Here is a 26,375-nt window from a genome sequence, read left to right as displayed (position 1 = left end):
TTTCACAATTTCATTACTTCATTTTTAAAATCACAAAAATATGGAAGTCTTGAAAATGGGCTATATTAGATAAAAGATTATTAACTTTAAATAAACAACAAAGGGTTGGGATGTATGCAAAACTTGACAGTAAACACTCAAATTATCCAAAAAAAGTTTCAGGAATTGGGGCACGCTAATGAAATTAAGAAATTGACCGACAGTGCCCGAACGGCTCAAGAGGCGGCGGATGCATTGGGCTGTGAGATTGCGCAAATTGCGAAATCGATTGTTTTCCGATTAAAAAGTACAGGTGAACCTCTTTTGGTAGTCGCGAGTGGCATCAACCGAATTAACGAAAAATCGATGGCCCAGCAACTCAATGATAAATTGGGGAAAGCAGATGCCGATTTTGTCCGAGAGTCGACCGGATTTGTCATCGGCGGCGTTCCCCCATTAGGACATAAAAACCCTGTCCGTACGTTAATTGATGAAGACCTTTTCCAGTACGAAACAATTTGGGCAGCCGCTGGACATCCGAAAGTCGTATTCCAATTAACCCCCAACGAGCTAGAGAAAATGACAAATGGACAAGTTATTTCAGTGAAATGATATGCTTACAAAACAACCCGTATTATTTCCTAACTAAAGGAATGATACGGGTTGTTTCATGGTTATAAAATAATGTTTATATAGGTTGAACTAAAGAATATGACACCTAGTTGATTGTAGTGGAGAGCGGCGACTCCAGCGGGACAAGCGCGTCCAGGTGAGACCCCGCAGGAGCTTGCGACGAGGAGGCTCACGGACCGCCCGCGGAAAGCGTCCGCTCGAAACGGAAATCAACGGCTCGGTAAAGCGATCATCATTGGACTTTTTTAAGTTAGAATCTTTAATTCAATATATAGAGTTGAAAACTACTTTCTATGACTGCTTTTCGTTAAATCCTCGCGTAATTTTTTGATTTCTTCTGTCTGTTCTTGAATACTTTTATTAGCTTTCCTAATTAAGTCATAAATCGCAAAAAGAACGGCAAAAAGTAAAATTATAAATAATAAATCCATTGGATTCCCTTCCTTCTTATTCCTAATACTAATACGTTCGAATGAGCAAAAGGTTTCAGAATAAGAAGTAAACTCCATTTACTTGCAGTATGAACGGAGCCGGTGTTTCAACAAAAAGTTCAAAGAAGAAGAAGCCTCTGTTCTTATTACTATAGGGTTCACAAAGGAATCCGACTCCCTATTTTTCATCATTATAATTCCTCTTTTCGAATAACTCCCCCGTCTTTCCATTCAAATCGTGCGAAGTCTTCTGCGATATGAAGCGCTGGGAAAATAGCTTCACCTTGTTCTTTTAATTTTACTACGTCACTCGGCATGAAACGGGCACTTATATGGTTGGCGATGAGCGCTTTCACTCCTGCTTCTTTCGCTACACGTGCAGCATCGCCAATTGTCGAGTGACCGTATTCTTTTGCAAGATTTCCTGTCTCGATATCGAATGTCGCTTCGTGTACGAGAATATCCGCACCGAGTGCGAGCTCAACGGCTTCTGCGCAATAACTTGTGTCACCTAGAATTGTAACCGTGAATCCTTCTTGCGGTGCCCCAGTTACTTCTTTACTCCGCACAATACGTCCATCAGGTAACTCCACATCTTCCCCGTCTTTCAACGTTTTCAAAAGCGGACCATTTGGGACCTTCGCCGCTTTAACTTTGTCGATTAACAATTTACCCGGTAGCGGCTTTTGTTCAATCCGAAACCCAAGACATGGAATCACATGACGAAGGGATTTTGCGATTACCCGAAAATGATCATCTTCAAATATTGTCCCTTCACCTATTTCGTGAATATGCAGATTGTAATTTAAATGCGTTTTTGTAATTCGTAGTGTCGTTGTAAGCCATTCTTCAATTCCTGTTGGTCCGTAAATATCGAGCGTTTCATTGCCCCCAAGGAATGAACGTGAACCAATAAGGCCGGGTAATCCAAAAATATGATCACCGTGTAAATGGGTAATGAAAACCTTCGCAATCTTACGCGGTTTTAATGTTGTATGTAAAATTTGGTGCTGCGTCGCTTCCCCGCAATCGAACAACCATAAACCTTCTCCTTCCGCGGAAAGATTTAGAACAGCGGATGACGTATTACGCATTTTTGACGGCATCCCTGCGCCTGTACCTAGAAATTGTAGTTCCATTAGGAATCATCCTTTCACTTACTTCCCCGCTTAATTGAACCGGGGCCAAATTTATTTTTGATAGTCGTAACAAGATTATCTATTTTTTCATCTTCTGCATGTTTTTCATAATTGTATATAGAAAGTTGTTCATGAAGTTCATTCATTGGAATCACATTTGAAATCGTTATACCTAGAAGGCGGACCGGTTCCATATCCCAATGTCTTTCAAATAAATCCGCAGCTTCTTTGTATATAGCGTCTTCTGTATATAAAGGATTGAGCACCGTCCGGCTTCTTGAATGATTTTGCCAATCGGCTGTGCGAATTTGAATCATTACAACAGATCCCGCCAGTTCTTGCCGATCCAGTCGAAGCGCCACACTTTCAGAGAGCCGCTTTAAAATCGCAAGACAAACATCAAGGTCGGTTTCATCGATCGCTAACGTTGTCGAACTGCCTACACTTTTTCTTTCTGCTGCGGCTTCCGGATCAACAGGTCGATCATCGATTCCATTGGCACGCTTCCGAAGACGAGAGCCATTTTTCCCAAGCGATGTTCGAACGATGAGTTCATCCGCATTTGCAAGGTCGCCAATCGTAAAAACATGAAGATCATGCATTTTCTTTTCTGTACTCTTGCCAATCCCGTGCATTTCAATAACGGGCAGCGGCCAAAGCACTTTTTCAATCTCGCGTTTTCTTAAAATCGTAATGCCCATCGGCTTTTTCATGTCCGAGGCGGTTTTTGCTAGAAACTTATTTGGTGCAATCCCAATCGAACAAGGCAAATCGAGTTCTTGTAAAATCCGCTGTTGCATGTCACTAGCAATGTTTACAGCGTTCGTTAATCCACCAATTGCCGTAATGTCGATATACGCTTCGTCGATTGACACCGGCTCTACTAGATCCGTGTACGTACGTAACAAATCGAATACAGAAGCAGAGGCGATTCGATATTTTTCAAAATCGGGTGGAACAATGACGATTTCCGGACATAGTCGCCTTGCTTCGCCGACGGTCATCGTCGTGTAAATACCGAGTGCGCGGGCTTCATATGAACAGGTGACAAGAATACCTCGACGCTCTTTCGGATTACCCGCTACAGCCATAGGGATTCCTTTAAGCGATGGATCATATGACTGTTCAACGGATGCAAAAAAACTATTCATATCGAGATGAAGGATGACTTTTGCCCGCGTTTCACCGACAGTTGCCATACGAGATCCTCCCATCTGTTTTGATAAAGATTTTAACACAAAAACCGGACATATCACACTGTCCGGTTTCCAGTATTGAACTACTTTTAGTCGTTCACTATTATTTGAAATTCAATTTACTTTTTCGTAGCAATGACGTCGACAATTTCAAGAAGTAATTCCGTCAGTTTGTTAAGCTCTTCGACTGGCATACGTTCATTTTTCGTATGAATTTCTTCGTAACCGACAGATAGCGTAACTGTTGGGATACCTGCTCCGTTAAAGACGTTGCCATCACTTCCCCCGCCACTCGTTAGAAGTTCCGGTGTTCTGCCAATGTTTTGAATAGCAGTCATTGCCGTTTGCACAACTTCATCTTGTTCACCAAAACTGAAACCTGGATACATAATTTTGACTTCCGTTTCTGCGCGTCCACCCATTTTTTCAGCTGTCTGTTGGAAAGTGTCTACCATATGCTCTGTTTGTTTCGTTAATTTATCAGGATTAATTGAGCGTGCTTCCGCTACAATTGTCACTTCATCGCAAACGATGTTTGTTGCTCCTCCACCTACGAAACTACCAATATTCGCCGTCGTTTCAGTATCGATACGACCTAAAGTCATAGCCGCTATTGATTTGGCTGCTATATTAATGGCTGAAACACCTTTTTCAGGTGCCACTCCAGCATGTGCTGTTTTCCCGTGAATCGTCGTCCATAGTTTTGCTTGATGAGGAGCCTTTGTTACGATACCGCCCACTTTTCCGTCACTATCTACTGCGTAGCCATATTTCGAAGTGATAAGTGTTGCATCCATCTCTTTCGCACCGACTAGACCACTTTCTTCGCCTGCTGTAATGATGAATTGAAGATCGCCGTGGGGCAGTCCTTTTTCTTTTACTGTGCGCATCATTTCAAACAATGCCGCGATTCCCGCTTTGTCATCCGCACCGAGAATTGTTGTCCCATCTGAATAGACGTAACCGTCGTCACGCAGTTCAGGTTTAATGCCTAGACCAGGTGTCACCGTATCCATATGACAAGTGAAATAAATCGGATCTGCCTCGACTACAGTTCCCTTCATCGATGCAATCAGATTCCCAGCACCATGTCCAGTTACGTCATCTGAATTGTCCTCAATGACTTCGAATCCGAGGTCTTCCATTTTCTTCGTTAGTACATCTGCAATTACGCGTTCGTCTTTCGTTTCTGAATCAATTTGAACGAGTTCAAAAAATTCATCTAGCAGTCTTTGTTTATTCAAAACGTACATCTCCTCATAACGGAATATTTCCGTGTTTCTTTTTAGGTCTAGTTTCTTTCTTATTGCGCATCATATCAAGCGCTTGTATAAGCTTAATGCGTGTTTCTCTTGGATCAATGACATCGTCAACAAATCCATGTGACGCCGCGACATAAGGGTTGGCAAACTTCTCACGGTATTCTTCAATCTTTTCTGCACGAGTCGCTTCTGGATTATCGGAATTTGCGATATCACGAGAGAAAATAACGTTTGCTGCACCTTCAGGACCCATAACAGCAATCTCTGCATTCGGCCATGCAAACACAACATCCGCACCAATCGATTTTGAATTCAGTGCAACATAAGCTCCTCCAAATGCTTTTCTTAAAATAACCGTCATTTTCGGAACCGTTGCTTCTGAATAAGCATATAGAATTTTTGCCCCGTGACGAATAATTCCGCCGTGTTCTTGTTTAATGCCTGGGAAAAATCCAGTCACATCTTCGAATGTAATAATCGGAATGTTAAACGCATCACAAAAACGAATGAAACGAGCAGCTTTATCGGAAGAATCGATATCTAGACCACCCGCCATAACGCGTGGCTGATTACATACGAGTCCAACCGTTTCACCTTTAATACGTGACAGTCCGACAACGATATTGCGTGCAAATTCAGGTTGTACTTCCATGAATGAGTCTGCGTCCACAACTTGTTCGATTACTCTTCGCACGTCATATGGACGTGTTGCTGCATACGGAACAACATCCGCAAGATCTGCGCGGTAATCATCGCTTTCATCATAGTCCACGACAGGCGGTTTTTCTTCATTGTTTTGTGGTAAATAAGAAAGCAATTTCCGCACATCTTGAAGTACTGTTTTTTCATCTTTTCCGCGGAAGTGAGCGTTTCCACTAATCGCGTTATGTACTTTCGAACCTCCGAGTGCTTCCGCAGTAATTTGTTCACCCGTAACCGTTTCAATTACTTTTGGTCCGGTAATGAACATTTGGCTCGTCTCATCTGTCATAAAAACAAAATCCGTAATTGCTGGCGAATAAACCGCTCCACCCGCACACGGTCCAAGAATGACCGAAATTTGTGGAATAACACCCGAGTAAATAACGTTTCTATGGAAGACTTGACCGTAACCGTCTAGTGAGACGACACCTTCTTGAATACGAGCACCACCGGAATCATTCAGTCCGATAAATGGAGCACCATTTTTCGCCGCCAGATCCATTACATTAGCGATTTTCATCGCATGCATTTCTCCAAGTGCGCCGCCAAATACGGTGAAATCCTGTGAAAACAAATACACAGGCTTGCCGTCAACTTTACCAAATCCTGTGACAACGCCGTCTCCAGGAAGTTCTTGCTTATCCATCCCAAAATCTCTCGTTCTATGTGTAACGAACGGATTGAGTTCGACGAATGTGTTTGGGTCGAGTAGTAAATCGATGCGCTCTCTTGCCGTTAACTTTCCTTTTTCATGTTGTTTAGCAATGCGTTCGTCACCGCCACCCAATTCAATCGCTCTTTTTTTGTCATATAACTCATTTATTTTATCGTAAATATCCAATGCTTACTCCCCCTTGCTACCTTTTCCGCATAATTCGTACAGTACGCCGTAAGATGATTTAGGATGAAGGAATGCAACCTCGGCTCCCCCAGCCCCCGGTTTTGGTTCGTCTTGTAAAAGTTGTACACCTTTTTCTTTTAGTTCAGTCATTCGTGTCCGTATATTTTCGACGCCGAAGGCAATATGATGTACACCTTCTCCGCGCTTTTCTAAAAACGTTGCAATAGGCCCATCCGCACCTATCGGTTCCAACAGTTCTAGCTTAATGTTTCCCGCGTCTACAAATGCGACGCGTACTTTTTGGCTTTCAACTTCTTCAATAGCTAGTAGCTTCAACCCGAGTGTGTCTATGTAGTAGCTAATTGACTCTTCAATACTTTTTACAGCGATTCCAATATGATCAACTTTTTGCATATAAATCACCCCTACCTTCTATTGTACATTTTTGTCGGCGAAATCGCTACATCTTGTCAAAACCGAAACTTCTGTTAAAATAATAATATAATGGTTAAGGAGTTTTTATTTCATGAGTAATAAGAAAGTTCAAAAATGGATTGTTCTCGTTATGGTCGGTGCAATGCTCTTATCCGGTCTTGGCATGGGTCTTAGCATGATAATGTAAACAGAAAAACAGTCCGAACTCGCTATGCTGCGTGTTTGGACTGTTTTTTGTTTTTTCATCTAGGCTTCAGCGCCTAGGAGCTGAAGCTTTTCTAGATTAAATCTCGTTGCAAAACTCTTCGAACTGGCTTTGTAAGTTACGAACGACTGACATTGGATCATGTCCTTCGATTTCATAACGGCCAACTTCAGCAACTAATTTTCCGTCTTTCAATAGTGCAAAAGAAGGTGAAGATGGAAGGTGGTCATCGCCAAAAAGCATACGTGCTTGGGCAGTTGCTTCTTTGTCTTGCCCTGCAAATACAGTTACTAAATGATCCGGACGTTTGTCGTAGTGCACCGAATGTGTTGCTGCTGGGCGCGCGATGCCGCCTGCACAGCCACAAACCGAGTTAACCATAACAAGTGTTGTTCCAGAGCGTTTAAACGCGTCTTCTACTTGTTCAGGCGTCGTCAGTTGCTCATAGCCACCCGCGTCCATATCTTCACGTGCTTGTCTCACTGTATCGTTCATTAACATATTGAAATCCATAGCCATATTAAAAAACTCCTTTCTATTTACATCTATATCATAGCAGGAGCACCTTTAACATGCAAAAGGTCTACTCCTTAAATAGCAGGTCCACAGCACCTGTAACCGTAATATGTCCTGTTAGTAGTTCGTTTTCAAGCTTTCTTACTTCTTCTTTCTTACCCGGTTCGGCAAAGAACGTATCGATCAATCGGTCATTGATCATCGATCGGAACCAATCTTTTGTCTGTGACTGTCTGCGACCTTCCCAATGCCCACTACCCTCCATCGCCTCTTTGAACGTTAAAACGGTTTTCCATACATCGTCGAGGCCTGTTTTCGCAAGTGATGAAACAGGCTGGGAAGTAGTCGTCCACCCCGGCGATGCAGGTTGAAGGAAATGGAGCAATTGACGATATTCTCTCACCGTCTTTTTAGCCAATCGTAAATTATCTCCGTCCGCTTTATGAACGACAATACCATCAGCCAGTTCCATAATTCCTTTTTTCATCCCTTGCAGTTCATCTCCCGCCCCCGTTAAAACGAGTAACATAAAGAAATCAACCATTCCACGGACGACCGTTTCACTTTGACCGACTCCTACCGTCTCAATCAAAATGACATCATAACCCGCCGCTTCACAAAGAAGCATTGTCTCACGTGATTTCTTATGGACGCCGCCAAGTGTACCAGCGGTCGGTGATGGACGGATGAAGGCGTTCGGATGCCTTGCTAATTCTTCCATCCGCGTTTTGTCTCCAAGTATGCTACCGCCTGTCAAAGACGAACTAGGGTCAATTGCAAGGACGGCCACTTTATGACCGGCCTCGCAAAGCATAAGTCCAAATTCTTCGATAAACGTACTTTTCCCGGCTCCCGGAACACCCGTAATGCCAACTCGTATACTATTCCCGGTGTCAGGAAGCAAGTTTAATAGTAATTTCTGACCTGCTTCTTTATCAGATAAAGTCGTACTTTCCAAAAGTGTAATCCCTTTAGCCAGGTGAAGTCGGGAGCGACCACGTATCTTTTCCGTCAACTCGTCTATGGCAATGTGACGCTCTTTTTTTACGAAACGTTTACGTGGTGTGGAAGCTAAACCGTCGTGTGAAGATGCAATACCATCCATAACATGGAGCGCGCTATCGTCAGGTACAGGATTATTTTTCTGCATTACTCCGCCACTTCCTCGTAACCGAGCCTACGATAAATTTCCTCAATTACTTTTTGTGCGGCAACTGGAATGACTGTACCTGGTCCAAAAATAGCAGCAGCTCCATTTTCACGAAGATACGCATAATCTTGTGCAGGAATAACTCCACCGACAACGATAAGAATATCTTCTCGCCCGATTTTCTTCAGTTCACCAAGAAGTTCTGGAACGAGCGTTTTATGTCCAGCCGCCAGAGAACTTACACCAATTACATGGACGTCGTTTTCCGCGGCTTGTACAGCCGTTTCTTCTGGTGTTTGGAAAAGTGGACCAATGTCGACATCAAAACCAAGGTCGGCAAATGAAGAAGCGATTACTTTCGCACCGCGATCATGACCATCCTGTCCCATTTTCGCAATTAGAATTCGTGGACGACGACCTTCATTTTCCAGAAAATCATCCGACATTGCTTTCACTTCATCGATTTCTTCCACGTTTGAGAAGTTCGAACTATATACACCACTCACAGAACGAATCACTGCCTTATGTCTTCCAGATACACTTTCAATGGCATCTGATATTTCACCAATCGTTGCCCGTGCACGCGCCGCTTCAACCGCCAATTCAAGTAAATTACCTTCACCTGAACGTGCTGTTTCTGTCAGTGCGTTCAATGTACGTGCCACTTCCAAGTCATCGCGTGTGTCTTTCATGTCGTTAATGCGGTCAATTTGTTTTTGACGAACGACTGTATTATCGATATCCAAAATATCAATCGGTTCTTCTACGTTCAGTCGGTATTTATTGACCCCGATAATCGATTCCGTACGTGAGTCAATTTGCGCTTGGCGTTTTGCCGCTGCTTCTTCAATCTTCATTTTTGGCAACCCGGTTTCAATTGCTTTCGCCATACCGCCGAGTTCTTCAATTTCTTCAATTAACTCCCAAGCCTTTTCCATTAACTCATCCGTCAGTTTTTCGACGTAATACGAACCACCCCATGGATCAGCAACTTTCGTCATCATCGTCTCTTCTTGTAAGAATAGCTGAGTATTTCGAGCGATACGCGCAGAGAAATCTGTCGGTAATGCAATCGCTTCATCCAACGCATTCGTATGAAGGGATTGTGTATGCCCCATTGCGGCTGCATTCGCCTCGACAAGCGTTCTTGTTACGTTGTTAAATGGATCTTGTTCCGTTAAACTCCATCCCGACGTTTGGGAATGTGTTCGAAGCGCCAATGATTTCGAGTTTTGCGGATCAAATGACTTCATCATCTGTGCCCACATTTTACGCGCGGCCCGCATTTTAGCAATTTCCATGAAATAATTCATGCCGATTGCCCAGAAAAACGACAATCTTGGAGCAAATGAATCGATATCAATACCCGCTTTTAAACCTGTGCGGACATATTCAAGTCCGTCCGCAAGCGTATACGCAAGTTCGATATCTGCTGTCGCTCCCGCTTCTTGCATATGATAGCCAGAAATTGAAATGGAGTTGAATTTCGGCATCGACTTTGATGTATATTCAAAAATATCGGCAATGATTTTCATCGACATATCCGGTGGGAAAATGTATGTGTTACGCACCATATACTCTTTTAAAATATCATTCTGAATCGTTCCCGCTAATTTGTCCGGTGACACCCCTTGCTCTTCTGCCGCAACGATATAAAAAGCCATAATGGGAAGAACTGCACCGTTCATCGTCATCGACACAGACATTTGGTCGAGTGGAATGCCGTCGAAAAGTATTTTCATATCTTCAACCGAGTCAATTGCAACACCTGCTTTTCCAACATCGCCCGTTACACGCGGATGATCGGAATCGTACCCCCGGTGTGTTGCCAAGTCAAAAGCGACCGATAACCCTTTTTGACCCATCGCAAGATTTCGCCTGTAAAATGCGTTACTTTCCTCAGCCGTTGAAAATCCAGCATACTGGCGAACCGTCCACGGTCTAGAAACGTACATCGTTGGGTAAGGCCCCCGCGTATTAGGTGCAATTCCAGGAAGATCATTTAGATGTGTTACATTTTCCAAATCTTTTTCTTCATATACGGTTTGAAGATCAATTCCTTCATTCGTCCGAAAAGGTGCACCAGCTAGTAATGGTTCCCCCGCTCCTGGCTTAGCAACAGATAGAAGGTCTACTTTATTGAAATCAGGCTTCTTCATTTCACTTCAGCACCTTTCCATTTATTTTTAATCTCCGTTAGTTTCTCGACTTTATCTTGCCCGTTGAAAATGAACCCTGAAAGTCCCGCGTCTTGCCATTTTTTTGAATGGTCTTCATCATACTTCCCAGCAACATCAATTAGAATTCCACTTGGAAGTCCTTTTAACAACTCGTCCATAACTTCTTCGGTTACATCTTGAGAGGCACAAACGATGACGTAATCAGGTTTTTCAACTGATAGCCAAGTGATTGCAGCCGCCGCATCTGTGAATGAAGGACTCCATTCCGAACGGATGCCCCCTGTTGAAAGAAAGCCGCTTACAAAATCCGCGCGCGGTTTCACGTCTTTTAATGCGCCAAATGTGACTAAATAAGTCGTTGGTTGTTCGACTTTAAAATGCGTTCTCAAACGTTCAAACGGTTCCGAAAGACGCCCTTCTACTTCAATACCGCCGCTTGCATCTAATGCATCCGTCGTTAAATCCGCGTAAACGTTCGTACCGATTAGTGAGTTCTTTCCTTTCGCAATTTCTTTTTTCCGAGTAGACACACGTTGTTCCAATAACTCCGTCAATTGCCCGTTTTTCACATACATATGATAGCCACCCGCTGCTTCAATCGTTAAGAATAAATCCCATGCTTTTTCCGCGAGTTCAAGCGTAAGCGTTTCGATGAAATACGATCCACCGGATGGGTCTAACACTTTCTCTGTATTTGTTTCTTCTTTAATGACGAGTTGGACGTTTCGCGCAAGTCGTACCGAGACATTCGTTGGACCCGTCAATACATCATGCGGGTGAACCGTAACAACATCTGCCCCGCCTAGAACGGCTGAAAACACTTCGTTGCCTGCCCGAAGTAAATTGACGTATGGATCTAGCTTGGAATACGATCGAAGAGAGTTTTCTGTCCATATAGGGATATGTGACGTTGACGTTTCTCCGTATGCTGAACAGAATGCATTCCATAAAATTCGAAACGCACGAATTTTGGAAATCTCCATGAAAAAGTGCGTATCTACCGCAAATCGCACGAAAAACTCATGCGCAAATGAACTAAACTCGTCATGCGCCGTCGCAAGTTCAGATGCTTGTGCAAGTACTAACGCAAGTTCTGTTACAGCGTCAGCTCCCAAGTGATGGACGTCCCACATATCTACACCCATTGTTCGCAAGTTTAAATACGCTTCTGGCTTATTCCATTTCGAAGCAAAAACAGCACCGTGTACTGTAGGTCGGTCTTCATTTGGAACTAAATCAAAGACATCAAGAAACGGATCATTTCCTTCTATGTTTGTAATGAATATCGGATATTTCATCATATATTGTGCAACTTCTTTTAACGAGTGGACAGTCCATAATAGAGGCTTGGAACCATCATAAACAATTGCTTCGTTGCCTCGTTCAATTGAATTTTTCAACTCTAGAACAAAGTCTTCCCCGTTTTCCGCATATTGCTGCTGTGCAATAATCCATCCGGTTCCTTGTTTGGACTCCCGAATTGAAGCGATTGTCTGTGCCAGTGCACCATCCGCACGTTCAATCAGTTCTTTTTCCGTATACAACGGCTGAAGGTCAATTCCTTCAATCGTTTTCGTTATAAGTGCGTCAAACGGTTTCCCTCGTAAAGACTTCGTCGCCGTATCTTTCCATTCCTCGTAATCGGGATTCGAAAATGTCGTCGCCTTCATCGCATTGATAGTCATATGTATATCCCCCTCTTTTCAAATATTCTATCTAATTATATCTTACATGAGAGATCGTAACTTCGAAAGATAAAAAACCTAAAACCGCTTAAAACGGTTCTAGGCTTCTGAAGTTTAATAAATACTCGTGTTTTCAGGTGTTACGTTTTCAAGTATTTCTTTCACACGCGCAAGGAAACGTCCCGCAACTAATCCATCAAGTACACGGTGGTCAAGTGATAAGCATAAATTCACCATATCACGTGCAGCAATCATGCCCCCGTCCATAATAACAGGACGTTTGACGATTGATTCGACTTGTAGAATAGCCGCTTGTGGGTAATTAATAATTCCCATTGACTGAATCGAACCAAATGAACCCGTGTTGTTCACAGTGAATGTTCCGCCTTGCATTTCATCCGACTTCAATTTGCCCGAACGAACTTTTCCTGCAAGCTCTTGAACTTCACGACCGATTCCTTTAATCGTTTTTTCATCGGCGTTTTTAATGACCGGAACGTAAAGTGCATCTTCCGTCGCAACCGCGATTGAAATATTGATATCTTTTTTCTGTATAATCTTGTCGCCTGCCCACATTGAATTCATCATCGGGAATTCTTTCAATGCTTGCGATACTGCTTTCACGAAGAATGCAAAGTACGTCAAGTTGAAGCCTTCCTTTTGTTTGAAATCTATTTTCAATGAATCCCGGTAGCTTACAAGATTCGTTACGTCTACTTCAATCATTGTCCAAGCATGTGGCGCTTCGTGTTTCGAACGCAGCATATTATTCGCAATTGCACGGCGAATACCTGTAACAGGAATTTCAATATCCCCAGCCGAAACAGGAACTTCTGCTTGTTTCGCTGCAGCAGGTTGTGCTGGTGTTGAAACGGGTGCCGGAGCTGCTTGTGCGGCTGGTGATTGAGTTACCGTTTGTTGTACCGGTGCTTCCTGTGGTGCTGTTGGAATGTTACCACTCTCAATGATCGCTAATAAGTCTTTACGCGTAATTCGACCTTCACGCCCCGAACCGTCAACAAGTGACAAGTCAATGCCGTTATCTTGCGCAAGACGAAGGACTGCCGGAGAAAAACGTCCCGCTGCCGCACCTTTTTCACGTTTAAGTGATGAGGCGGGTTTCTGTGAACCTTCAGCAGGCATTTCGTTTGCGGGTTCTGCTTTTGCTGGTGCAGCTTCCACTTGTTCTTCAGAAGAACTTCCACCTTCTGTTTCAATTACACAAACAATAGCCCCAACATCGAGCGTTTCACCTTCTTGTGCAACTAGTTCTTTAATCGTCCCCGCGAATGATGAAGGAACTTCCGCTGTCACTTTGTCCGTATTTACTTCTGCAAGAGAGTCGTATTTTGCAACGACGTCGCCCGGTTTAACAAGCCATTTCTCGATTGTACCTTCCGTAACACTTTCACCAAGTTGTGGCATTAAGATATTTTCAATAGCCAATGAATTTACCCCCATCTCGAATCAATTACTAAAAAAATTAAAATTCAGCTAGTTCACGTGCAGCTTTTTCTACTTTGTCTGGATTCATCATAAAGAATTTCTCCATTGTAGGTGCATATGGCATAGCCGGTACATCTGGGCCTGCGATACGTTTAATCGGTGCGTCGAGATCGAATAAGCAGTTTTCTGCAATGATTGCTGCAACTTCTCCCATTATGCTACCTTCCATATTATCTTCAGTCACAAGAAGTACTTTTCCAGTTTTAGAAGCTGCTTCGATAATCGCTTCTTTGTCGAGTGGATACACTGTACGTAAGTCAACGATATGTGTAGAAATCCCATCTTCTTCAAGTCTTTCAGCAGCTTGAAGTGCAAAGTGCACACAAAGTCCGTACGTAATAATCGTAATGTCATCGCCTTCACGTTTAATATCCGCTTTACCAATTGGTAATACATAATCGTCAGTCGGAACTTCACCTTTAATAAGGCGATAAGCGCGTTTGTGCTCAAAGAATAATACGGGATCTTCATCACGAATCGCCGCTTTTAGAAGACCCTTCGCGTCGTATGGTGTAGAAGGGATGACAATTTTCAATCCCGGAGTGCTTGCAAACATTGCTTCAACAGATTGGGAATGATAAAGCGCTCCGTGAACGCCGCCTCCGAATGGTGCACGCACTACAATTGGACAAGACCAATCATTGTTCGAACGGTAACGAATTTTCGCCGCTTCTGAAACGATTTGGTTAACTGCTGGCATGATAAAGTCCGCAAACTGCATTTCTGCGATTGGACGTAAACCGTACATAGCTGCTCCAATACCTACTCCTGCAATTGCAGATTCAGCAAGTGGTGCATCGATAACGCGGTCTTCACCAAATTGGTCGTAAAGTCCTTGTGTCGCTTTAAATACGCCACCCTTTAGCCCAACGTCTTCTCCTATAACAAAAACGCGGTCATCTCGTTCCATTTCTTCTTTCATGGCAAGTGTAATTGCATCAATAAAAGACATTACAGTCATGATTCAAGGGCCCCCTCAACTTCAGCATAGACATGATTAAGCGCTGTTTCAGCTTTCGCATACGGAGCATTTTCAGCATAATCAGTTGCATCATTTATTTCTTTCATAATTCGTTCTTCCATCTCATTTACAATATCATCCGTCAATACGCCAACTTCCTTTAAGTAAGCTGCAAACGTAATATTCGGATCGAGTTTTTTCTCTGCTTCTAATTCTTCGGCATCACGGTACTGACGTTGGTCATCATCCGAAGAGTGAGAGGTTAATCGGTAACAGACCGTTTCAACAAGACTTGGTCCTTCACCGCGGCGTGCACGATCTGCGGCTTCTTTAACGACACGGTACACTTCAAGTGGATCCGTTCCGTCAACAGTAACCCCTGGCATACCATACCCAATCGCGCGATCAGAAACATTTTCTGCAGCGATTTGTTTAGAGATTGGAACAGAAATTGCGTACTTATTATTTTCAACCATAATTATTGTTGGAAGTTTGTGGACACTTGCAAAGTTCATACCTTCGTGGAAATCTCCTTGGTTGGATGACCCTTCTCCAAGTGTAACGAATGTAATGAAATCTTCTTTTTTCATCTTCGCTGCGAGTGCAACGCCAACCGCATGTGGCAATTGTGTCGTAACTGGTGATGAGCCCGTTAAAATACGATTTTTTCTTTGCCCGAAGTGACCAGGCATTTGACGACCACCCGAGTTTGGATCCTCGGCTTTCGCGAATGCCGACAACATAAGTTCTTGTGTTGTCATTCCAAAATGAAGAACAACAGCCATGTCACGATAATACGGTGCAGTCCAATCCTTGTCTTTGTCCAAAGCAAATGCCGCCCCTGCTTGTGCCGCTTCTTGTCCTTGACAAGAGATTACGAAAGGAATTTTACCCGCACGGTTTAACAACCACATACGCTCATCGATTCGACGCGCACGTACCATTGTTTCAAAAATAGCTAACACATCTTCATTGCTCAATCCAAGTTCTTCATGACGATTTTTTGCCATGTCGATATTCCCCCTTTTACATATGAATTGCTTTGCCGTCAACAGCTAATGCTGCTTCACCCATTACTTCAGATAGCGATGGATGCGGATGGATCGTGCTTGCCACTTCCCACGGCGTTGCGTCAAGAACCATTGCAAGTCCAGCTTCCGAAATTAAGTCTGTAACGTGAGAGCCAATCATATGCACTCCTAAAATGTCGTCTGTCTTTTTGTCTGAAATAATTTTCACAAAACCGTCTGAGTTGCCGTTCACAAGCGCTTTACCAATTGCCATGAAAGGGAACTTTCCGATTTTCACGTCAAATCCTTGTTCTTTCGCCTGCTTTTCCGTAATTCCAACACTGGATGCTTCAGGGCTTGAATAAATACAACGTGAAATTTTTGTATAATCAATTGGATCGTTTTTCAAACCAGCGATATGTTCAACCGCTGCAATTCCTTCATGCGATGCAACATGTGCAAGTTGAAGGCCACCGATCACGTCACCGATTGCATAAATGTGACTTTCTTTCGTTTGGAACGTTTTTCTTGCTTTAATAAAGCCATTTTCAACTTCGATTTCCGTATTATCGATTCCGATGCCTTCAACATTTGCCTGACGTCCTACGGAAACAAGCATTTTTTCAGCAGTGAACTGTTTTACTTCTCCGTTTATTTCAGCAGAGATTGTTACAGAGCCTTCTTCTTTAACGAGTGTTTCAGGTAAAACTTTCGCACCAGTTGCAAAAGTAATTCCTTTTTTCGTAAGCAATTTTTTCATTTCTTTTGAAATATCATCGTCTTCGGTTGGAATAATACGGTCTGCATATTCAACAACAGTCACTTCAACACCAAAATCATGAAGCATCGACGCCCACTCAATTCCAATCACGCCACCGCCAACAATAAGCATCGATTTAGGAAGCGCTTCCATAGAGAGTGCACCGTCTGAAGATAAAACATCTACTTCATCGATTTCTAAACCAGGTAATGTACGTGGCCTTGAACCCGTCGCGATGATTAAGTTTTTCAGAATAAGCATTTCATTGTCTTCACCATTGGTCATTTCAACTGAAATTGTTCCCGGCATCGGTGAAAAGATGGATGGTCCAAGCATTCGTCCAAGACCTTCAAAGACATCGATTTTCCCTTTTTTCATTAAGCCAGTAACACCTTGGTGTAATTGGCTAACGATTGCCTCTTTACGTGCTTGTACACGGCTAAAATCGAGCGTGACATTGTCTGTATTCACACCGAAACTTGCCGCTTGGTTTTTGGCTACATCAAATACTTCGGCGCTTTTTAAAAGTGCTTTACTCGGAATACATCCTTTATGGAGACATGTTCCACCTAATAGTTCTTTTTCAACAAGCGCTGTTTTAAGTCCTAGTTGCGCTGCACGGATAGCCGCAACATAGCCACCCGTTCCACCGCCTAATATAACTACATCATATTCTCTTCCCATATGAATCGGCTCCTTCATAACTACCTATTATGCTGGACAGTTTTTTGGCTCTTTCCCCGTCTATAACTACTTGTCCGCTTTTACCGACAATTTCACTTATGACTTCAAACATATCACGCCATGAATTAGGCGGAGTAACAATACCCCGCCCACAAAATATGAACCTTCTAAATGGTTACATATTTTTCTACTTAATTAACGTCCTGTAAGGATGCTTTTTTCGTTTTGTAGGAACTGGCTACGCGATTTTGCAACGCGTGCGATGCGTTCTTCAGCAAGACGGTCTGCCGCTACATATGTTGGGATGTTATCACGTTTTGAGATTGCAAAAATCTGCTCGATTGTACCGTAAATCCCTTCAACACGTTTCAATGCGCGTTCGCGGTTGTATCCTTGAAGTTCATCTGCAACGTTAATAACTCCGCCTGAGTTAATAACATAGTCAGGTGCATAAACGATACCCATTTCATGAATTAAGTCACCGTGAACTGTGTCTTGCAATTGGTTATTCGCAGAACCTGCGATTACTTTTGCTTTTAACTGTGGAATTGTCGTGTCATTGATAACTGCGCCAAGTGCACATGGTGCGAAAATGTCTGCATCTTGTGAATAAATATCGTTAATGTCAACCGCTTTTGCGCCAAATGCATCAACTGCACGTTGTACAGCTTCTTTATTAATATCAGTAACGATTAAGTTTGCGCCTTCTGCATGTAAATGTTCGCAAAGCGTGTACGCAACATTACCAACACCTTGAACCGCAACTGTTTTGCCTTCAAGCGAATCGCTACCAAATGCTTCTTTTGCTGCTGCTTTCATACCGATATAAATACCGTAAGCAGTTACTGGTGAAGGATTACCCGAAGAACCAAATTCAGCCGAAACGCCTGTAACATAATCTGTTTCTAAGTGAATTAAATCCATGTCTTCCTCAGTTGTTCCAACATCTTCTGCTGTGATATAACGACCGTTCAATCCTTGTATATAGCGACCGAAAGCACGGAACATTTCTGGGTTTTTATCTTTTCTTGGATCTCCGATAATTACTGTTTTACCGCCACCAAGGTTTAATCCTGCAGCTGCGTTTTTATACGTCATACCACGTGCAAGACGCAGTGCATCTTCGATTGCTTCGCTTTCACTTGCATACGTCCACATGCGTGTACCACCAAGTGCGGGTCCTAGAGTTGTATCGTGGATTGCTATGATTGCTTTAAGTCCTGATGATTTGTCCTGACAAAACACGAGTTGCTCGTAGTCATAAGTTTCCATATACTTGAAAATCTCCATTTAAAATCTTCCTCCTAAAGGTAAGTGCATTTTTTTGTTCAGTGGAAAAGCTTGCAAGTGCAAGCGAATTTTTTAGTAATCAAGGCTAAATTTCTCAAGCTTGTAATAAAGTGAACGAAGCGAAATCCCGAGCCTGTTTGCTGTGAGTGACTTATTGCCGGCGTTTTCTCGCAATGCAGTTTCAAGTATCGTTTTTTCATACTCATCCATAATAGATCCAAGCGTGCTTTTTTCAGGTAAAAACGGGTCCTCATCCTTACTTTCCGACGATGAAAGCGTTTTCTTAATATCTTTAAGTTCTAACGTAGTTTCCCCCGGCTCGGTAAAGATCATCGCCCGACTGAGTATGTTTTCTAACTCCCTAACATTACCTGGCCAATCATACTGCTGCAACCACTTTTGTGCTTCTGTTGTAATTACTTCCACTTTCATGCCGAATTCTTGGTTGAGCTTCACTAGAAGATGTTCAACTATTGATGGTATGTCTTCCTTCCGTAGTCGAAGCGGCACGATTTGAATCGAAATTCGATTCAATGCATAGTAGAGTTCTTCATTGAAAAATCCATCATGCATTGCTTTTTCAAGATTTTTAGATGTGGCCGTGATTACACGAACCGATAATTTCAACGGTCGTTCACTACCTACGCGGTAAATTGTTCCGCTTTGTAAATAATGAAGCAGTTTCCTTTGTACAGCAAGTGGCAATTCGCTAATTTCATCCAAAAATAATGTTCCGTTTTCCGCTTCTTCGAAAAGACCTTGTTCCAATACTGAAACATCATTTTCGACATCGCCTTTTTCTACTCCGAATAATTCTTCTTCCAACGTAATTGGATGAATCGCAGCGCAGTTAACGCGGATGAATTTTTTTAACTTTCGTTCGCCACCACTATGTATCGCATGTGCAAATAATTCTTTACCCGTTCCGGTCTCGCCTCGTAACAGGACGGCTAAATTCGATTTTGCTGCTAATTTCGCTTGTTCAATCGAAATTTCAATATCTGATGAACGTCCAATAATATCATCAAATGTATACGTCGACTCAAGTTTTCGAATAATTGTACGTGCCTGATCCAGCTCTTTCATCAAATTGCGCATTTCAGTTTTGTCGTGAATAACCCCGACACTGCCTTTAATATGACCATCGACAATAATCGGTGCGACATTAACAATAACTTCACGGTTATTTTCACCTACACGCATATGAACGCCTCGAACCGGCTTTCTCGTCTTCAACACTTTCATATGAATGCTTTCGCCTTCATTAATGTCTGCCGAAGCAGGTTGTCCGATGATTTGTTCTTCCGATAATCCGGTAATTCTCGTGTATGCGGGATTTACAATGATCCCATTACCCTCTTCATCAACGACAGATATTGCATCATTGCTTGAATAAATAATTGCTTCAAGCATCGTCTTCACTTTTTCTAGATCTGTAATCTCTTCTGCTAGTGCAACAACTTCGGTAATGTCTTTAAAAACGGCAAATGCGCCCACTTTTCTTCCCTTATAATCCAATAGAGGATAGCGTGAAGTGACAATCTTCAACCCGTTGCCAAGTACTAGTTCTTTGTTTAACTCCGATTTTCCTGAGTTCAATACACTCAGAAGTCTTGTTGATGGAACGACCTTTGAAATCGGTTTTCCGACAACTTCTTTAATTGGCACACCAATCATTTTGGATGCGCTTCTGTTAAAAAAGTTAATTCTTCCCGCTTCATTAATCCCAATCATGCCTTCTTCAATTGAATCGAAAACCATTCTCTGTTTATGCATTTCCCCACGAATTCGCTTTATGTATACATCGTTCTCCTGAAGCAGGCGAGCGAATAAATTTGCGACTGAACCCGGTACTAAAACAGTCTGTGCAGGTTTTGCTTGTAACAATGCAGCAAATACTGTTTCATCATCAGTTACATCAAAGATAATATGCAAATCAGTTGTTAAATAGCTTTCCCATTCAGTTCCGTAAGCGATTCCAAGACTTTTTGCGTGAATGATGCCTGGTGCATTTTCATCCACGTCAATAATTGCTTTAACATTCATGAATTCTAGGTTTTGAAGTAGGTCCAGTATGATTGATCCACCGGTCCCTGCTCCAACGATAAGAATGTTTTGCAAGGATGTTCATACTCCTCTTTTACTGCGTGCAATCTTTTGCATTTACAAATTCATCATACACGATAGCCGTCTTCTTGACAATATATTTTGAAAAGGTAAAATTAAATTGAGCTTAAAAAGGAGTTTTTTATATGGCACGTCTTGCGGCATTCATCGTTTTACTCATCCCTGGCCTAATCGCGGCTGGTGGTATTAAAATTATGAGAGATTCGTTATTTGGTCTTTCGATATTCACATCGAATCAAACAGAACAGGCGAGCTCAACTGCGCCTTTTTTACCCATATGGCTACAGTTTTTACTCGGATTGCTTATGTTTGGGGCTGGCCTTTGGTTTTTCGCGGGATTTTTACTACACCGCGATCGAAAAAATGGCAGAGTACAAAAAAAGTTCGCTCAGAAAAAAAGACTTTGACTATTCGTCAAAGTCTTTTTTTCTTTTTAGTAAAACCCCGGGATAATCCGTTATCCATCCGTCAATATATGTTGGTGGATTAGAGATGAAATTTTCTTTACCTGTCACTCCGTAAACACGTATTTTTTTACCCGTAGAAACGATTTTGCTTACATAAGGCTCCGTGAGCAATCTTTTGTGCAGATGAAAACCATCCGCGGACCGATACTCATTTAAATTCTCCCAGTCTACCCCTTTTTTCCTCACTAAAAAAGCTGTCTCCATATTCGGCGATATTTCTTTGACTTTCGCAATCAGCGGATAATGGAACGATGATATATGAATACGGTCCACTCCCGAAGTAATTGCAATAATTTGCGCAACTGAATCAGGTCGTTCCAAAACCGTTTCTTTTAGTTCTATATTAAGCCCCATCTTATGCGTACTACAAAAGTTCGCAACTTCATGTAATGTAGGTATATGATGCCCAAACAGTCCACGAATGTATTTACGTCCGATCCGAATTTTCTTAACTTCGGCATACGTCATTGAAGAAATTTCTTTTTTAATTCCCGCTAGTCTAAAAATATTCGAATCGTGAATAACCATCGGAACCCCGTCTTCCGTCAATTGGACATCTATTTCAAGTCCATCTGCTTTTTGTTTGTATGCTTCTAAAAACGACTTCATCGAGTTTTCAAAACATTTCCCTGATGCCCCGCGATGTGCAAATATTGTTGGTCTATTCATTAAACAATTCATCCTTTAACTATTGTTAACATATATGTGGAGAATAAAGTTCCTCACCAAAAAACCGTTGAACCGGCTCCCTTTCCGCGGGCGTCTTATTCAACGATTTTCAGTTGTGCTGAAATAATGTATTCTTATATTAAAAAGGAATTTAGTGAAGGCATCCCCTAGCTTCCAGCGTTTTTGGGAAGATTCTTTATTTCATATTGTATAATAGTTCTTTAATTAGCTAGCCATATGCTCCAGCCTTATTTTGTCAGCGATCATGGCGATGAACTCCGAGTTTGTAGGTTTGCTTTTCAAATGGTGTACTGTATAACCAAACATTTTTGAAATGACTTCATAATTTCCGCGATTCCATGCCACTTCAATCGCATGACGAATCGCGCGTTCAACCCTCGAAGCGGTTGTGTTATATTTTTCTGCAATATCCGGATAAAGAACTTTTGTGACTGAACCAAGCAAATCCACGTCCGTATAAACCATTTGTATAGCTTCCCTTAAAAATGCATACCCTTTAATATGCGCCGGTACACCAATTTCTTTAATAATTGACGTAATTGTCGTATCGAGCACTTTTTGACTTACTGTCCCCGGCGCTTGACCGCCGCCTGGTTGCGACACGGGAATTGTCGGTTTACGAGTCCCCGCCACTTGGAAAATTTGATTTGTTAAGCGCTCAAATTCAAACGGTTTCAACATAAAGTAAGAAGCCCCTAGATTTGCAGCTTGCGTCATGACATCTTCTTGCCCGAAAGCAGTGAGCATAATAATGTTAATTTCATTGTATGCCGGGTTTTCATTTAACGTTTCAAGTACAGCAATTCCATCGAGATGAGGCATAATAATATCAAGTAAAAGTACATCCGGGACATTTTCTTCCAACATAGATAAACATACTTTCCCATTATGCGCTGTCCAAATAATTTCAATTTCGGAATGCCTTTCAAAATATGCCACCATTGTTTTCACTAATTCTTTGTTATCATCAGCAATCGCTATTTTAAGTACTTCCATTTTCATTCCCCCTAGTTTATGCTCCATATCCGATAAAAGTATAAAATGCTCCAGTTTACTTCTCCCTAGGTTGTTTTCGACAAACTAAATTTGAATCCTTCTTTTATAATGAAAATAGATATAATGGCGGATAGATTCGTCAAAATTCGACTAGTTCTTCTTTTTAAAACTTTCACACAAAAGAAGACCAACCTGAAATCAGGCTGGTCTTGTTGTTATTTCTCCCCTGTTCGCATTGTCGTCAAGAAAAGCGCTGCGCCTTTTTCAGGTTCGTCGACAAACATGTGAGTGACTGCACCTGCAAATTTACCGTTTTGAATGACTGGACTTCCACTCATGCCTTGCAATATTCCACCCGTCGTTTCAAGAAGCTTTGAATCCGTAAGTGTAAAATGGAACTGATCTTTTTCTACATTTGTAATCATAACTGAAAAAGATTCGACTTCGGTTCCTTTGACAGTCGTAAAAATTTCAGCTTCCCCTTCTTTTACTTCAGAAGGTTGCATAATCTCGAGCGGTTCGGCTAACACTTTCTTATAGGCATCGTTCCACGAACCGAAAATTCCGTAAATGCCATTTTTATTAATCGAACCAAGAACGTTATCGTCTTTCAAAATCGTGGAAATCTTATACCCAGGATGCCCCGGCACACTTTTCCTTATTTGGCCGATTTTGGAAAGGTAAATGGAACCTTCCGTAAAAGATGGTGGTGAATTGAACGAGCTGTCAATAATTTGGTGACCAAGAGCACCATATATGCCTTTTTTGGGATCGACATATGTTAAGGTGCCCGTCCCTTCCGTCTTGTCCTTAAGGAATGGAATAAGACGTTTAATGGCCGCGTTATCCGACTGGACTTGAATTCGTTCATTATTTCTTACGATAACTAGCGTGACGGCCTGTTTATCGTCAGTACCTGAAAAAGTTTTTTCGATGTTTTCCAATTTCAAAATCGAGACGCTATCCACCTCTTCAATAAGATCACCCGCTTTCAACCAAAGATCCTTATCCAACATGACGTCATTCGTGACGAACACACCCGACAAATCCATCTTTATACCGATTGAATGTCCCATTGGAATGAGTGTTCCTTCATTCCCATAAGCCAAACCTGCATGTAGTGGCAAAAAAAGCAAGACCAAGGAAAACGACAAAACCAACTTCAATCGCCTATTCCACCCCATATTTCACCTCCTCGAGTAAAGATACTATTGGTATGTCCGTTCTCGGGAATGTTATGAAAGGGTAAATAAAGCAAAAAAAAATGCGCATAATAATGTATGCGCATTCTTTTTATTGAAATGTTTTTTTTCGCTCACTGGCAAGCTTTAATAGCTCATCTGCATGCTTTAATGTTAAAGGTGTTGTTTCCGCGCCCGAAAGCATTCTAGAAAGTTCAACGGTTCGCTCCGAGTTCATGACATTTTCGATAATTGTTCTCGTGCGGTCTTCTTTAACTTCTTTTTTAATCAAATAATGTTGGTCAGCCATCGCTGCAACTTGAGGTAAATGTGAAATACAAAGCACTTGGGAATGCGACGCAATCATTGAAATTTTTTCGGCAATCGCTTGCGCAACCCTGCCACTCACACCGGTATCGACTTCGTCAAAAATAATGGAAGTGACTCCTTGATGTTTTGAAAAAATTGTTTTAAGCGCGAGCATTAGCCGTGAAAGTTCTCCACCTGAAGCAATCTTTACTAATGGTTTAAGTGGCTCTCCTACGTTCGGTGAAATATAAAACACCACATCGTCATTGCCGCTCAAATCAAAATTGCCACCTTTTTTCGTTTCAATCTTAACTTTAAAAGAGGCACTTCCCATATGGAGTTGGTCTAGCTGTTCCATAATTGCCGATTCAAGTTTTACCGAAGCATCCTTGCGAATGATGGAAAGTTCTTCCGCTTCAATTTCCAAGTCTTTTACAAGATGATTAAACTTTTCTTGTTCGGCAATAAGGCGCTCATCACGGTTTACTAATTGATCGAGTTCATCCGCAATTTTGTCACGGTAAATAAGTATGTCTTCAATTGTTCGACCATATTTTCTTTTTAATGCAAGATGTTGGGCAATCCGTTCTTCAACGATATCAAGACGAGCCGGATCGAATTCCATTCTATCTAAAATACTTCTTAACTCATGAGCTGTATCTTGTAAAGAATAAAAACTAGATGCGATTGTTTCATAATATGGTTTTAATGCTTTGTCAACATCTGCGGCATCCTCTATATCGCTCATCGCCGAGCCAACCCAATCAAGTGCACGCGAGTCTCCACTTATCGATTCGTACGCCGTGTTTAATCGCTCGTAGAGGCGGCTAAAGTTTTGAAGCTTCCGCTGCTCTTCTTCAAGCTCTTCTTCTTCGCCTATCTTCAATGAAGCCGCATCAATCTCTTTTAATTGAAATGAATATAAATCAATTCTTTGCGCAATATGTTGTTCGTTATCATCTGCCGCTTCAAGTTTTCGTTTTAACTTTCTATATTGATCATACAATAAAGAATAATTATCGAATGCATGCGCCAATTTTTTTCCCGCAAATTGATCCAATAAGTGGATATGTCTTCGTTCTTGCATAAGTTCCTGATTTTCATGTTGTCCGTGTATATCAATAATTTGCGAACTAATTTCCCGCAAAATAGCAATCGTTACAAGTTTTCCGTTCACACGGCAAACACTTTTCCCATTTGAACTCAAGTCTCTTCTTAAAATAACGACGCCATCTTCTGCTTCAATTCCAAATTCCATCATTTTGGCAATCGCGGGATGTTTTGAATCTTCAAGGATGAACTGCCCTTCAAGTTCGGCCCTTTTGGCACCATGTCGGATAAATCCTTGTGAACCTCTACCACCCGTTAACAACTGAACAGCATCGATGATAATCGATTTACCCGCTCCGGTTTCACCCGTTAAAACCGTAAGTCCTTCTTCAAACATTACTTCTAAGCTTTCAATGATCGCAAAGTTTTTAATTGAAATTTCACTCAACATTTGCCGTCACCTCTTTCAAAGCATTCCGAGTAATTTTTCTTTCACGTCGTCTGTGAGGGATTCATCCCGACAAATTAGTAGACATGTATCGTCCCCACAAATTGTTCCAAGTACTTCTTCCCAGCGAAGATGATCTAAAAGCGAACCAACGGCTTGTGCATTCCCTGGTAATGTTTTCAACACTAAGAAGTGCCCTGCCCCGTCAATGCTTACGAATGCGTCATTCATCGCCCGACTTAACTTTTCTTCTGTGTTGTATGTATGTACTTGAGGCAAGCTATATTTATACCTGCCATTTTCCAATGGAACTTTAATCAGATGCATTTCTTTAATGTCTCGAGATACAGTTGCTTGCGTAACATCGACATTGGCATTTTTTAAACTTTCAACGAGCTGATCTTGCGTTTCTATTTCAAAATTCGATATAATATCCCGGATTCGTATATGTCTATGCCCTTTATTCAACAAAACCACTCCCTTAGTAAAATAATGTTGCAATATACCGTAACTTTATCACAACAAAGAAAAGCGCGCATTTT

At 41.9% G+C, this 26,375-nt stretch carries 25 protein-coding genes; 3 read left to right on the top strand and 22 right to left on the bottom strand.

From position 1 onward, the window contains the following. The first annotated feature begins 114 nt into the window (after positions 1-114). The gene (locus KSU66_RS16885) at positions 115-591 is read left to right on the top strand and encodes a YbaK/EbsC family protein (protein ID WP_269052634.1); all 477 of its coding nucleotides are present in this window, start codon (positions 115-117) and stop codon (positions 589-591) included. A 305-nt stretch (positions 592-896) separates the two neighbouring features. On the opposite strand, the gene KSU66_RS16880 is transcribed toward KSU66_RS16885, so the two are convergent. From KSU66_RS16880 to mce, 6 genes are all read right to left on the bottom strand, one after another. Continuing rightward, positions 897-1,043: a hypothetical protein gene (locus KSU66_RS16880; RefSeq protein WP_269052633.1), complete on the bottom strand. Its 147-nt coding sequence runs from the start codon at positions 1,041-1,043 to the stop codon at positions 897-899. Positions 1,044-1,234: 191 nt separating this feature from the next. Next, positions 1,235-2,182: a ribonuclease Z gene (rnz, locus tag KSU66_RS16875; RefSeq protein WP_269052632.1), complete on the bottom strand. Its 948-nt coding sequence runs from the start codon at positions 2,180-2,182 to the stop codon at positions 1,235-1,237. Between the two features lie 14 nt (positions 2,183-2,196). Continuing rightward, positions 2,197-3,381: a DNA polymerase IV gene (locus tag KSU66_RS16870; RefSeq protein WP_269052631.1), complete on the bottom strand. Its 1,185-nt coding sequence runs from the start codon at positions 3,379-3,381 to the stop codon at positions 2,197-2,199. A gap of 116 nt (positions 3,382-3,497) precedes the next feature. Then, positions 3,498-4,622 (bottom strand): M20/M25/M40 family metallo-hydrolase, encoded by a 1,125-nt coding sequence (locus KSU66_RS16865; protein ID WP_269052630.1) that lies wholly within the window; start codon positions 4,620-4,622, stop codon positions 3,498-3,500. A 13-nt stretch (positions 4,623-4,635) separates the two neighbouring features. Then, positions 4,636-6,183 carry an acyl-CoA carboxylase subunit beta gene (locus KSU66_RS16860; protein WP_269052629.1) on the bottom strand — a complete coding sequence of 516 codons (1,548 nt, stop codon included), beginning with the start codon at positions 6,181-6,183 and terminating at the stop codon, positions 4,636-4,638. Between the two features lie 3 nt (positions 6,184-6,186). Beyond that, positions 6,187-6,597, bottom strand: a complete 411-nt coding sequence (mce, locus tag KSU66_RS16855) for a methylmalonyl-CoA epimerase (protein ID WP_269052628.1) — start codon at positions 6,595-6,597, stop codon at positions 6,187-6,189. Positions 6,598-6,709: 112 nt separating this feature from the next. Here mce and prli42 point away from each other — a divergent pair, with 112 nt between their 5' ends. Beyond that, the gene (gene prli42, locus KSU66_RS16850) at positions 6,710-6,805 is read left to right on the top strand and encodes a stressosome-associated protein Prli42 (protein ID WP_269052627.1); all 96 of its coding nucleotides are present in this window, start codon (positions 6,710-6,712) and stop codon (positions 6,803-6,805) included. A gap of 96 nt (positions 6,806-6,901) precedes the next feature. Here the strand turns inward: prli42 and KSU66_RS16845 are convergent, their stop codons facing one another. From KSU66_RS16845 to KSU66_RS16795, 11 genes are all read right to left on the bottom strand, one after another. Then, positions 6,902-7,342 (bottom strand): BrxA/BrxB family bacilliredoxin, encoded by a 441-nt coding sequence (locus tag KSU66_RS16845; RefSeq protein ID WP_269052626.1) that lies wholly within the window; start codon positions 7,340-7,342, stop codon positions 6,902-6,904. Positions 7,343-7,406: 64 nt separating this feature from the next. Continuing rightward, positions 7,407-8,489, bottom strand: a complete 1,083-nt coding sequence (gene meaB, locus KSU66_RS16840) for a methylmalonyl Co-A mutase-associated GTPase MeaB (protein ID WP_269052625.1) — start codon at positions 8,487-8,489, stop codon at positions 7,407-7,409. Beyond that, complete coding sequence (gene scpA, locus KSU66_RS16835; protein WP_269052624.1) at positions 8,489-10,648, bottom strand: methylmalonyl-CoA mutase; 2,160 nt, start codon at positions 10,646-10,648, stop codon at positions 8,489-8,491. The genes meaB and scpA overlap by 1 nt, the downstream gene beginning before the upstream one ends. Next, positions 10,645-12,354: a methylmalonyl-CoA mutase family protein gene (locus tag KSU66_RS16830; RefSeq protein WP_269052623.1), complete on the bottom strand. Its 1,710-nt coding sequence runs from the start codon at positions 12,352-12,354 to the stop codon at positions 10,645-10,647. Before KSU66_RS16830 ends, scpA begins: the two co-directional genes overlap by 4 nt. Before the next feature lie 114 nt (positions 12,355-12,468). After that, positions 12,469-13,800 carry a dihydrolipoamide acetyltransferase family protein gene (locus tag KSU66_RS16825; protein WP_269052622.1) on the bottom strand — a complete coding sequence of 444 codons (1,332 nt, stop codon included), beginning with the start codon at positions 13,798-13,800 and terminating at the stop codon, positions 12,469-12,471. A 37-nt stretch (positions 13,801-13,837) separates the two neighbouring features. After that, the gene (locus KSU66_RS16820; RefSeq protein WP_269052621.1) at positions 13,838-14,821 is read right to left on the bottom strand and encodes an alpha-ketoacid dehydrogenase subunit beta; all 984 of its coding nucleotides are present in this window, start codon (positions 14,819-14,821) and stop codon (positions 13,838-13,840) included. Continuing rightward, a complete protein-coding gene (locus tag KSU66_RS16815) occupies positions 14,818-15,831 on the bottom strand; it encodes a thiamine pyrophosphate-dependent dehydrogenase E1 component subunit alpha (protein WP_269052620.1) in 1,014 nt (337 codons plus the stop codon). The genes KSU66_RS16820 and KSU66_RS16815 overlap by 4 nt, the downstream gene beginning before the upstream one ends. A 16-nt stretch (positions 15,832-15,847) precedes the next feature. Continuing rightward, entirely contained in the window at positions 15,848-17,275 is a 1,428-nt protein-coding gene (gene lpdA, locus KSU66_RS16810; RefSeq protein ID WP_269052619.1) for a dihydrolipoyl dehydrogenase, read from the bottom strand. After that, positions 17,259-17,387, bottom strand: a complete 129-nt coding sequence (locus KSU66_RS16805; RefSeq protein ID WP_269052618.1) for a hypothetical protein — start codon at positions 17,385-17,387, stop codon at positions 17,259-17,261. The genes lpdA and KSU66_RS16805 overlap by 17 nt, the downstream gene beginning before the upstream one ends. 83 nt (positions 17,388-17,470) lie before the next feature. After that, the gene (gene bcd, locus KSU66_RS16800) at positions 17,471-18,565 is read right to left on the bottom strand and encodes a branched-chain amino acid dehydrogenase (protein ID WP_269052617.1); all 1,095 of its coding nucleotides are present in this window, start codon (positions 18,563-18,565) and stop codon (positions 17,471-17,473) included. Positions 18,566-18,637: 72 nt separating this feature from the next. Further along, a complete protein-coding gene (locus KSU66_RS16795; protein ID WP_269052616.1) occupies positions 18,638-20,686 on the bottom strand; it encodes a sigma 54-interacting transcriptional regulator in 2,049 nt (682 codons plus the stop codon). A gap of 131 nt (positions 20,687-20,817) precedes the next feature. Here KSU66_RS16795 and KSU66_RS16790 point away from each other — a divergent pair, with 131 nt between their 5' ends. Then, positions 20,818-21,099 (top strand): DUF2627 domain-containing protein, encoded by a 282-nt coding sequence (locus tag KSU66_RS16790; RefSeq protein ID WP_269052615.1) that lies wholly within the window; start codon positions 20,818-20,820, stop codon positions 21,097-21,099. Here the strand turns inward: KSU66_RS16790 and KSU66_RS16785 are convergent, their stop codons facing one another. The 5 genes from KSU66_RS16785 to ahrC all read right to left on the bottom strand — a co-directional run bounded on the left by KSU66_RS16785 (position 21,100) and on the right by ahrC (position 26,301). Then, a complete protein-coding gene (locus KSU66_RS16785) occupies positions 21,100-21,828 on the bottom strand; it encodes a glycerophosphodiester phosphodiesterase (RefSeq protein WP_269052614.1) in 729 nt (242 codons plus the stop codon). Positions 21,829-22,053: 225 nt separating this feature from the next. Continuing rightward, positions 22,054-22,845, bottom strand: coding sequence for a sporulation transcription factor Spo0A (spo0A, locus tag KSU66_RS16780; RefSeq protein WP_269052613.1), 792 nt, complete (start codon positions 22,843-22,845; stop codon positions 22,054-22,056). Positions 22,846-23,060: 215 nt separating this feature from the next. After that, a complete protein-coding gene (locus tag KSU66_RS16775) occupies positions 23,061-24,029 on the bottom strand; it encodes a SpoIVB peptidase S55 domain-containing protein (protein WP_269052612.1) in 969 nt (322 codons plus the stop codon). 109 nt (positions 24,030-24,138) lie between these two features. Continuing rightward, on the bottom strand, positions 24,139-25,836 hold the full coding sequence (gene recN, locus KSU66_RS16770; protein ID WP_269052611.1) for a DNA repair protein RecN: 1,698 nt from the start codon (positions 25,834-25,836) through the stop codon (positions 24,139-24,141). 15 nt (positions 25,837-25,851) lie between these two features. Further along, positions 25,852-26,301: a transcriptional regulator AhrC/ArgR gene (ahrC, locus tag KSU66_RS16765; protein WP_269052610.1), complete on the bottom strand. Its 450-nt coding sequence runs from the start codon at positions 26,299-26,301 to the stop codon at positions 25,852-25,854. Between the last annotated feature and the right edge of the window lie 74 nt (positions 26,302-26,375).

It is taken from the genome of Sporosarcina sp. G11-34 (assembly GCF_026931025.1).
The sequence above is the reverse complement of the archived record's forward strand: the minus strand, read 5'-3'. Positions and strand labels throughout refer to the sequence as shown.

Coding starts and splice junctions, on each gene's coding strand:
- prli42 (WP_269052627.1), top strand. CDS start 6,710: ATGAGTAATAAGAAAGTTCAAAAATGGATTGTTCTCGTTATGGTCGGT.
- spo0A (WP_269052613.1), bottom strand. CDS start 22,845: ATGGAAGTACTTAAAATAGCGATTGCTGATGATAACAAAGAATTAGTG.
- KSU66_RS16790 (WP_269052615.1), top strand. CDS start 20,818: ATGGCACGTCTTGCGGCATTCATCGTTTTACTCATCCCTGGCCTAATC.
- KSU66_RS16880 (WP_269052633.1), bottom strand. CDS start 1,043: ATGGATTTATTATTTATAATTTTACTTTTTGCCGTTCTTTTTGCGATT.
- KSU66_RS16830 (WP_269052623.1), bottom strand. CDS start 12,354: ATGACTATCAATGCGATGAAGGCGACGACATTTTCGAATCCCGATTAC.
- rnz (WP_269052632.1), bottom strand. CDS start 2,182: ATGGAACTACAATTTCTAGGTACAGGCGCAGGGATGCCGTCAAAAATG.
- meaB (WP_269052625.1), bottom strand. CDS start 8,489: ATGCAGAAAAATAATCCTGTACCTGACGATAGCGCGCTCCATGTTATG.
- KSU66_RS16815 (WP_269052620.1), bottom strand. CDS start 15,831: ATGGCAAAAAATCGTCATGAAGAACTTGGATTGAGCAATGAAGATGTG.
- bcd (WP_269052617.1), bottom strand. CDS start 18,565: ATGGAGATTTTCAAGTATATGGAAACTTATGACTACGAGCAACTCGTG.
- recN (WP_269052611.1), bottom strand. CDS start 25,836: ATGTTGAGTGAAATTTCAATTAAAAACTTTGCGATCATTGAAAGCTTA.
- KSU66_RS16775 (WP_269052612.1), bottom strand. CDS start 24,029: ATGGGGTGGAATAGGCGATTGAAGTTGGTTTTGTCGTTTTCCTTGGTC.
- mce (WP_269052628.1), bottom strand. CDS start 6,597: ATGCAAAAAGTTGATCATATTGGAATCGCTGTAAAAAGTATTGAAGAG.
- KSU66_RS16870 (WP_269052631.1), bottom strand. CDS start 3,381: ATGGCAACTGTCGGTGAAACGCGGGCAAAAGTCATCCTTCATCTCGAT.
- KSU66_RS16805 (WP_269052618.1), bottom strand. CDS start 17,387: ATGTTTGAAGTCATAAGTGAAATTGTCGGTAAAAGCGGACAAGTAGTT.
- KSU66_RS16885 (WP_269052634.1), top strand. CDS start 115: ATGCAAAACTTGACAGTAAACACTCAAATTATCCAAAAAAAGTTTCAG.
- KSU66_RS16845 (WP_269052626.1), bottom strand. CDS start 7,342: ATGGCTATGGATTTCAATATGTTAATGAACGATACAGTGAGACAAGCA.
- lpdA (WP_269052619.1), bottom strand. CDS start 17,275: ATGGGAAGAGAATATGATGTAGTTATATTAGGCGGTGGAACGGGTGGC.
- KSU66_RS16820 (WP_269052621.1), bottom strand. CDS start 14,821: ATGACTGTAATGTCTTTTATTGATGCAATTACACTTGCCATGAAAGAA.
- scpA (WP_269052624.1), bottom strand. CDS start 10,648: ATGAAGAAGCCTGATTTCAATAAAGTAGACCTTCTATCTGTTGCTAAG.
- KSU66_RS16785 (WP_269052614.1), bottom strand. CDS start 21,828: ATGAATAGACCAACAATATTTGCACATCGCGGGGCATCAGGGAAATGT.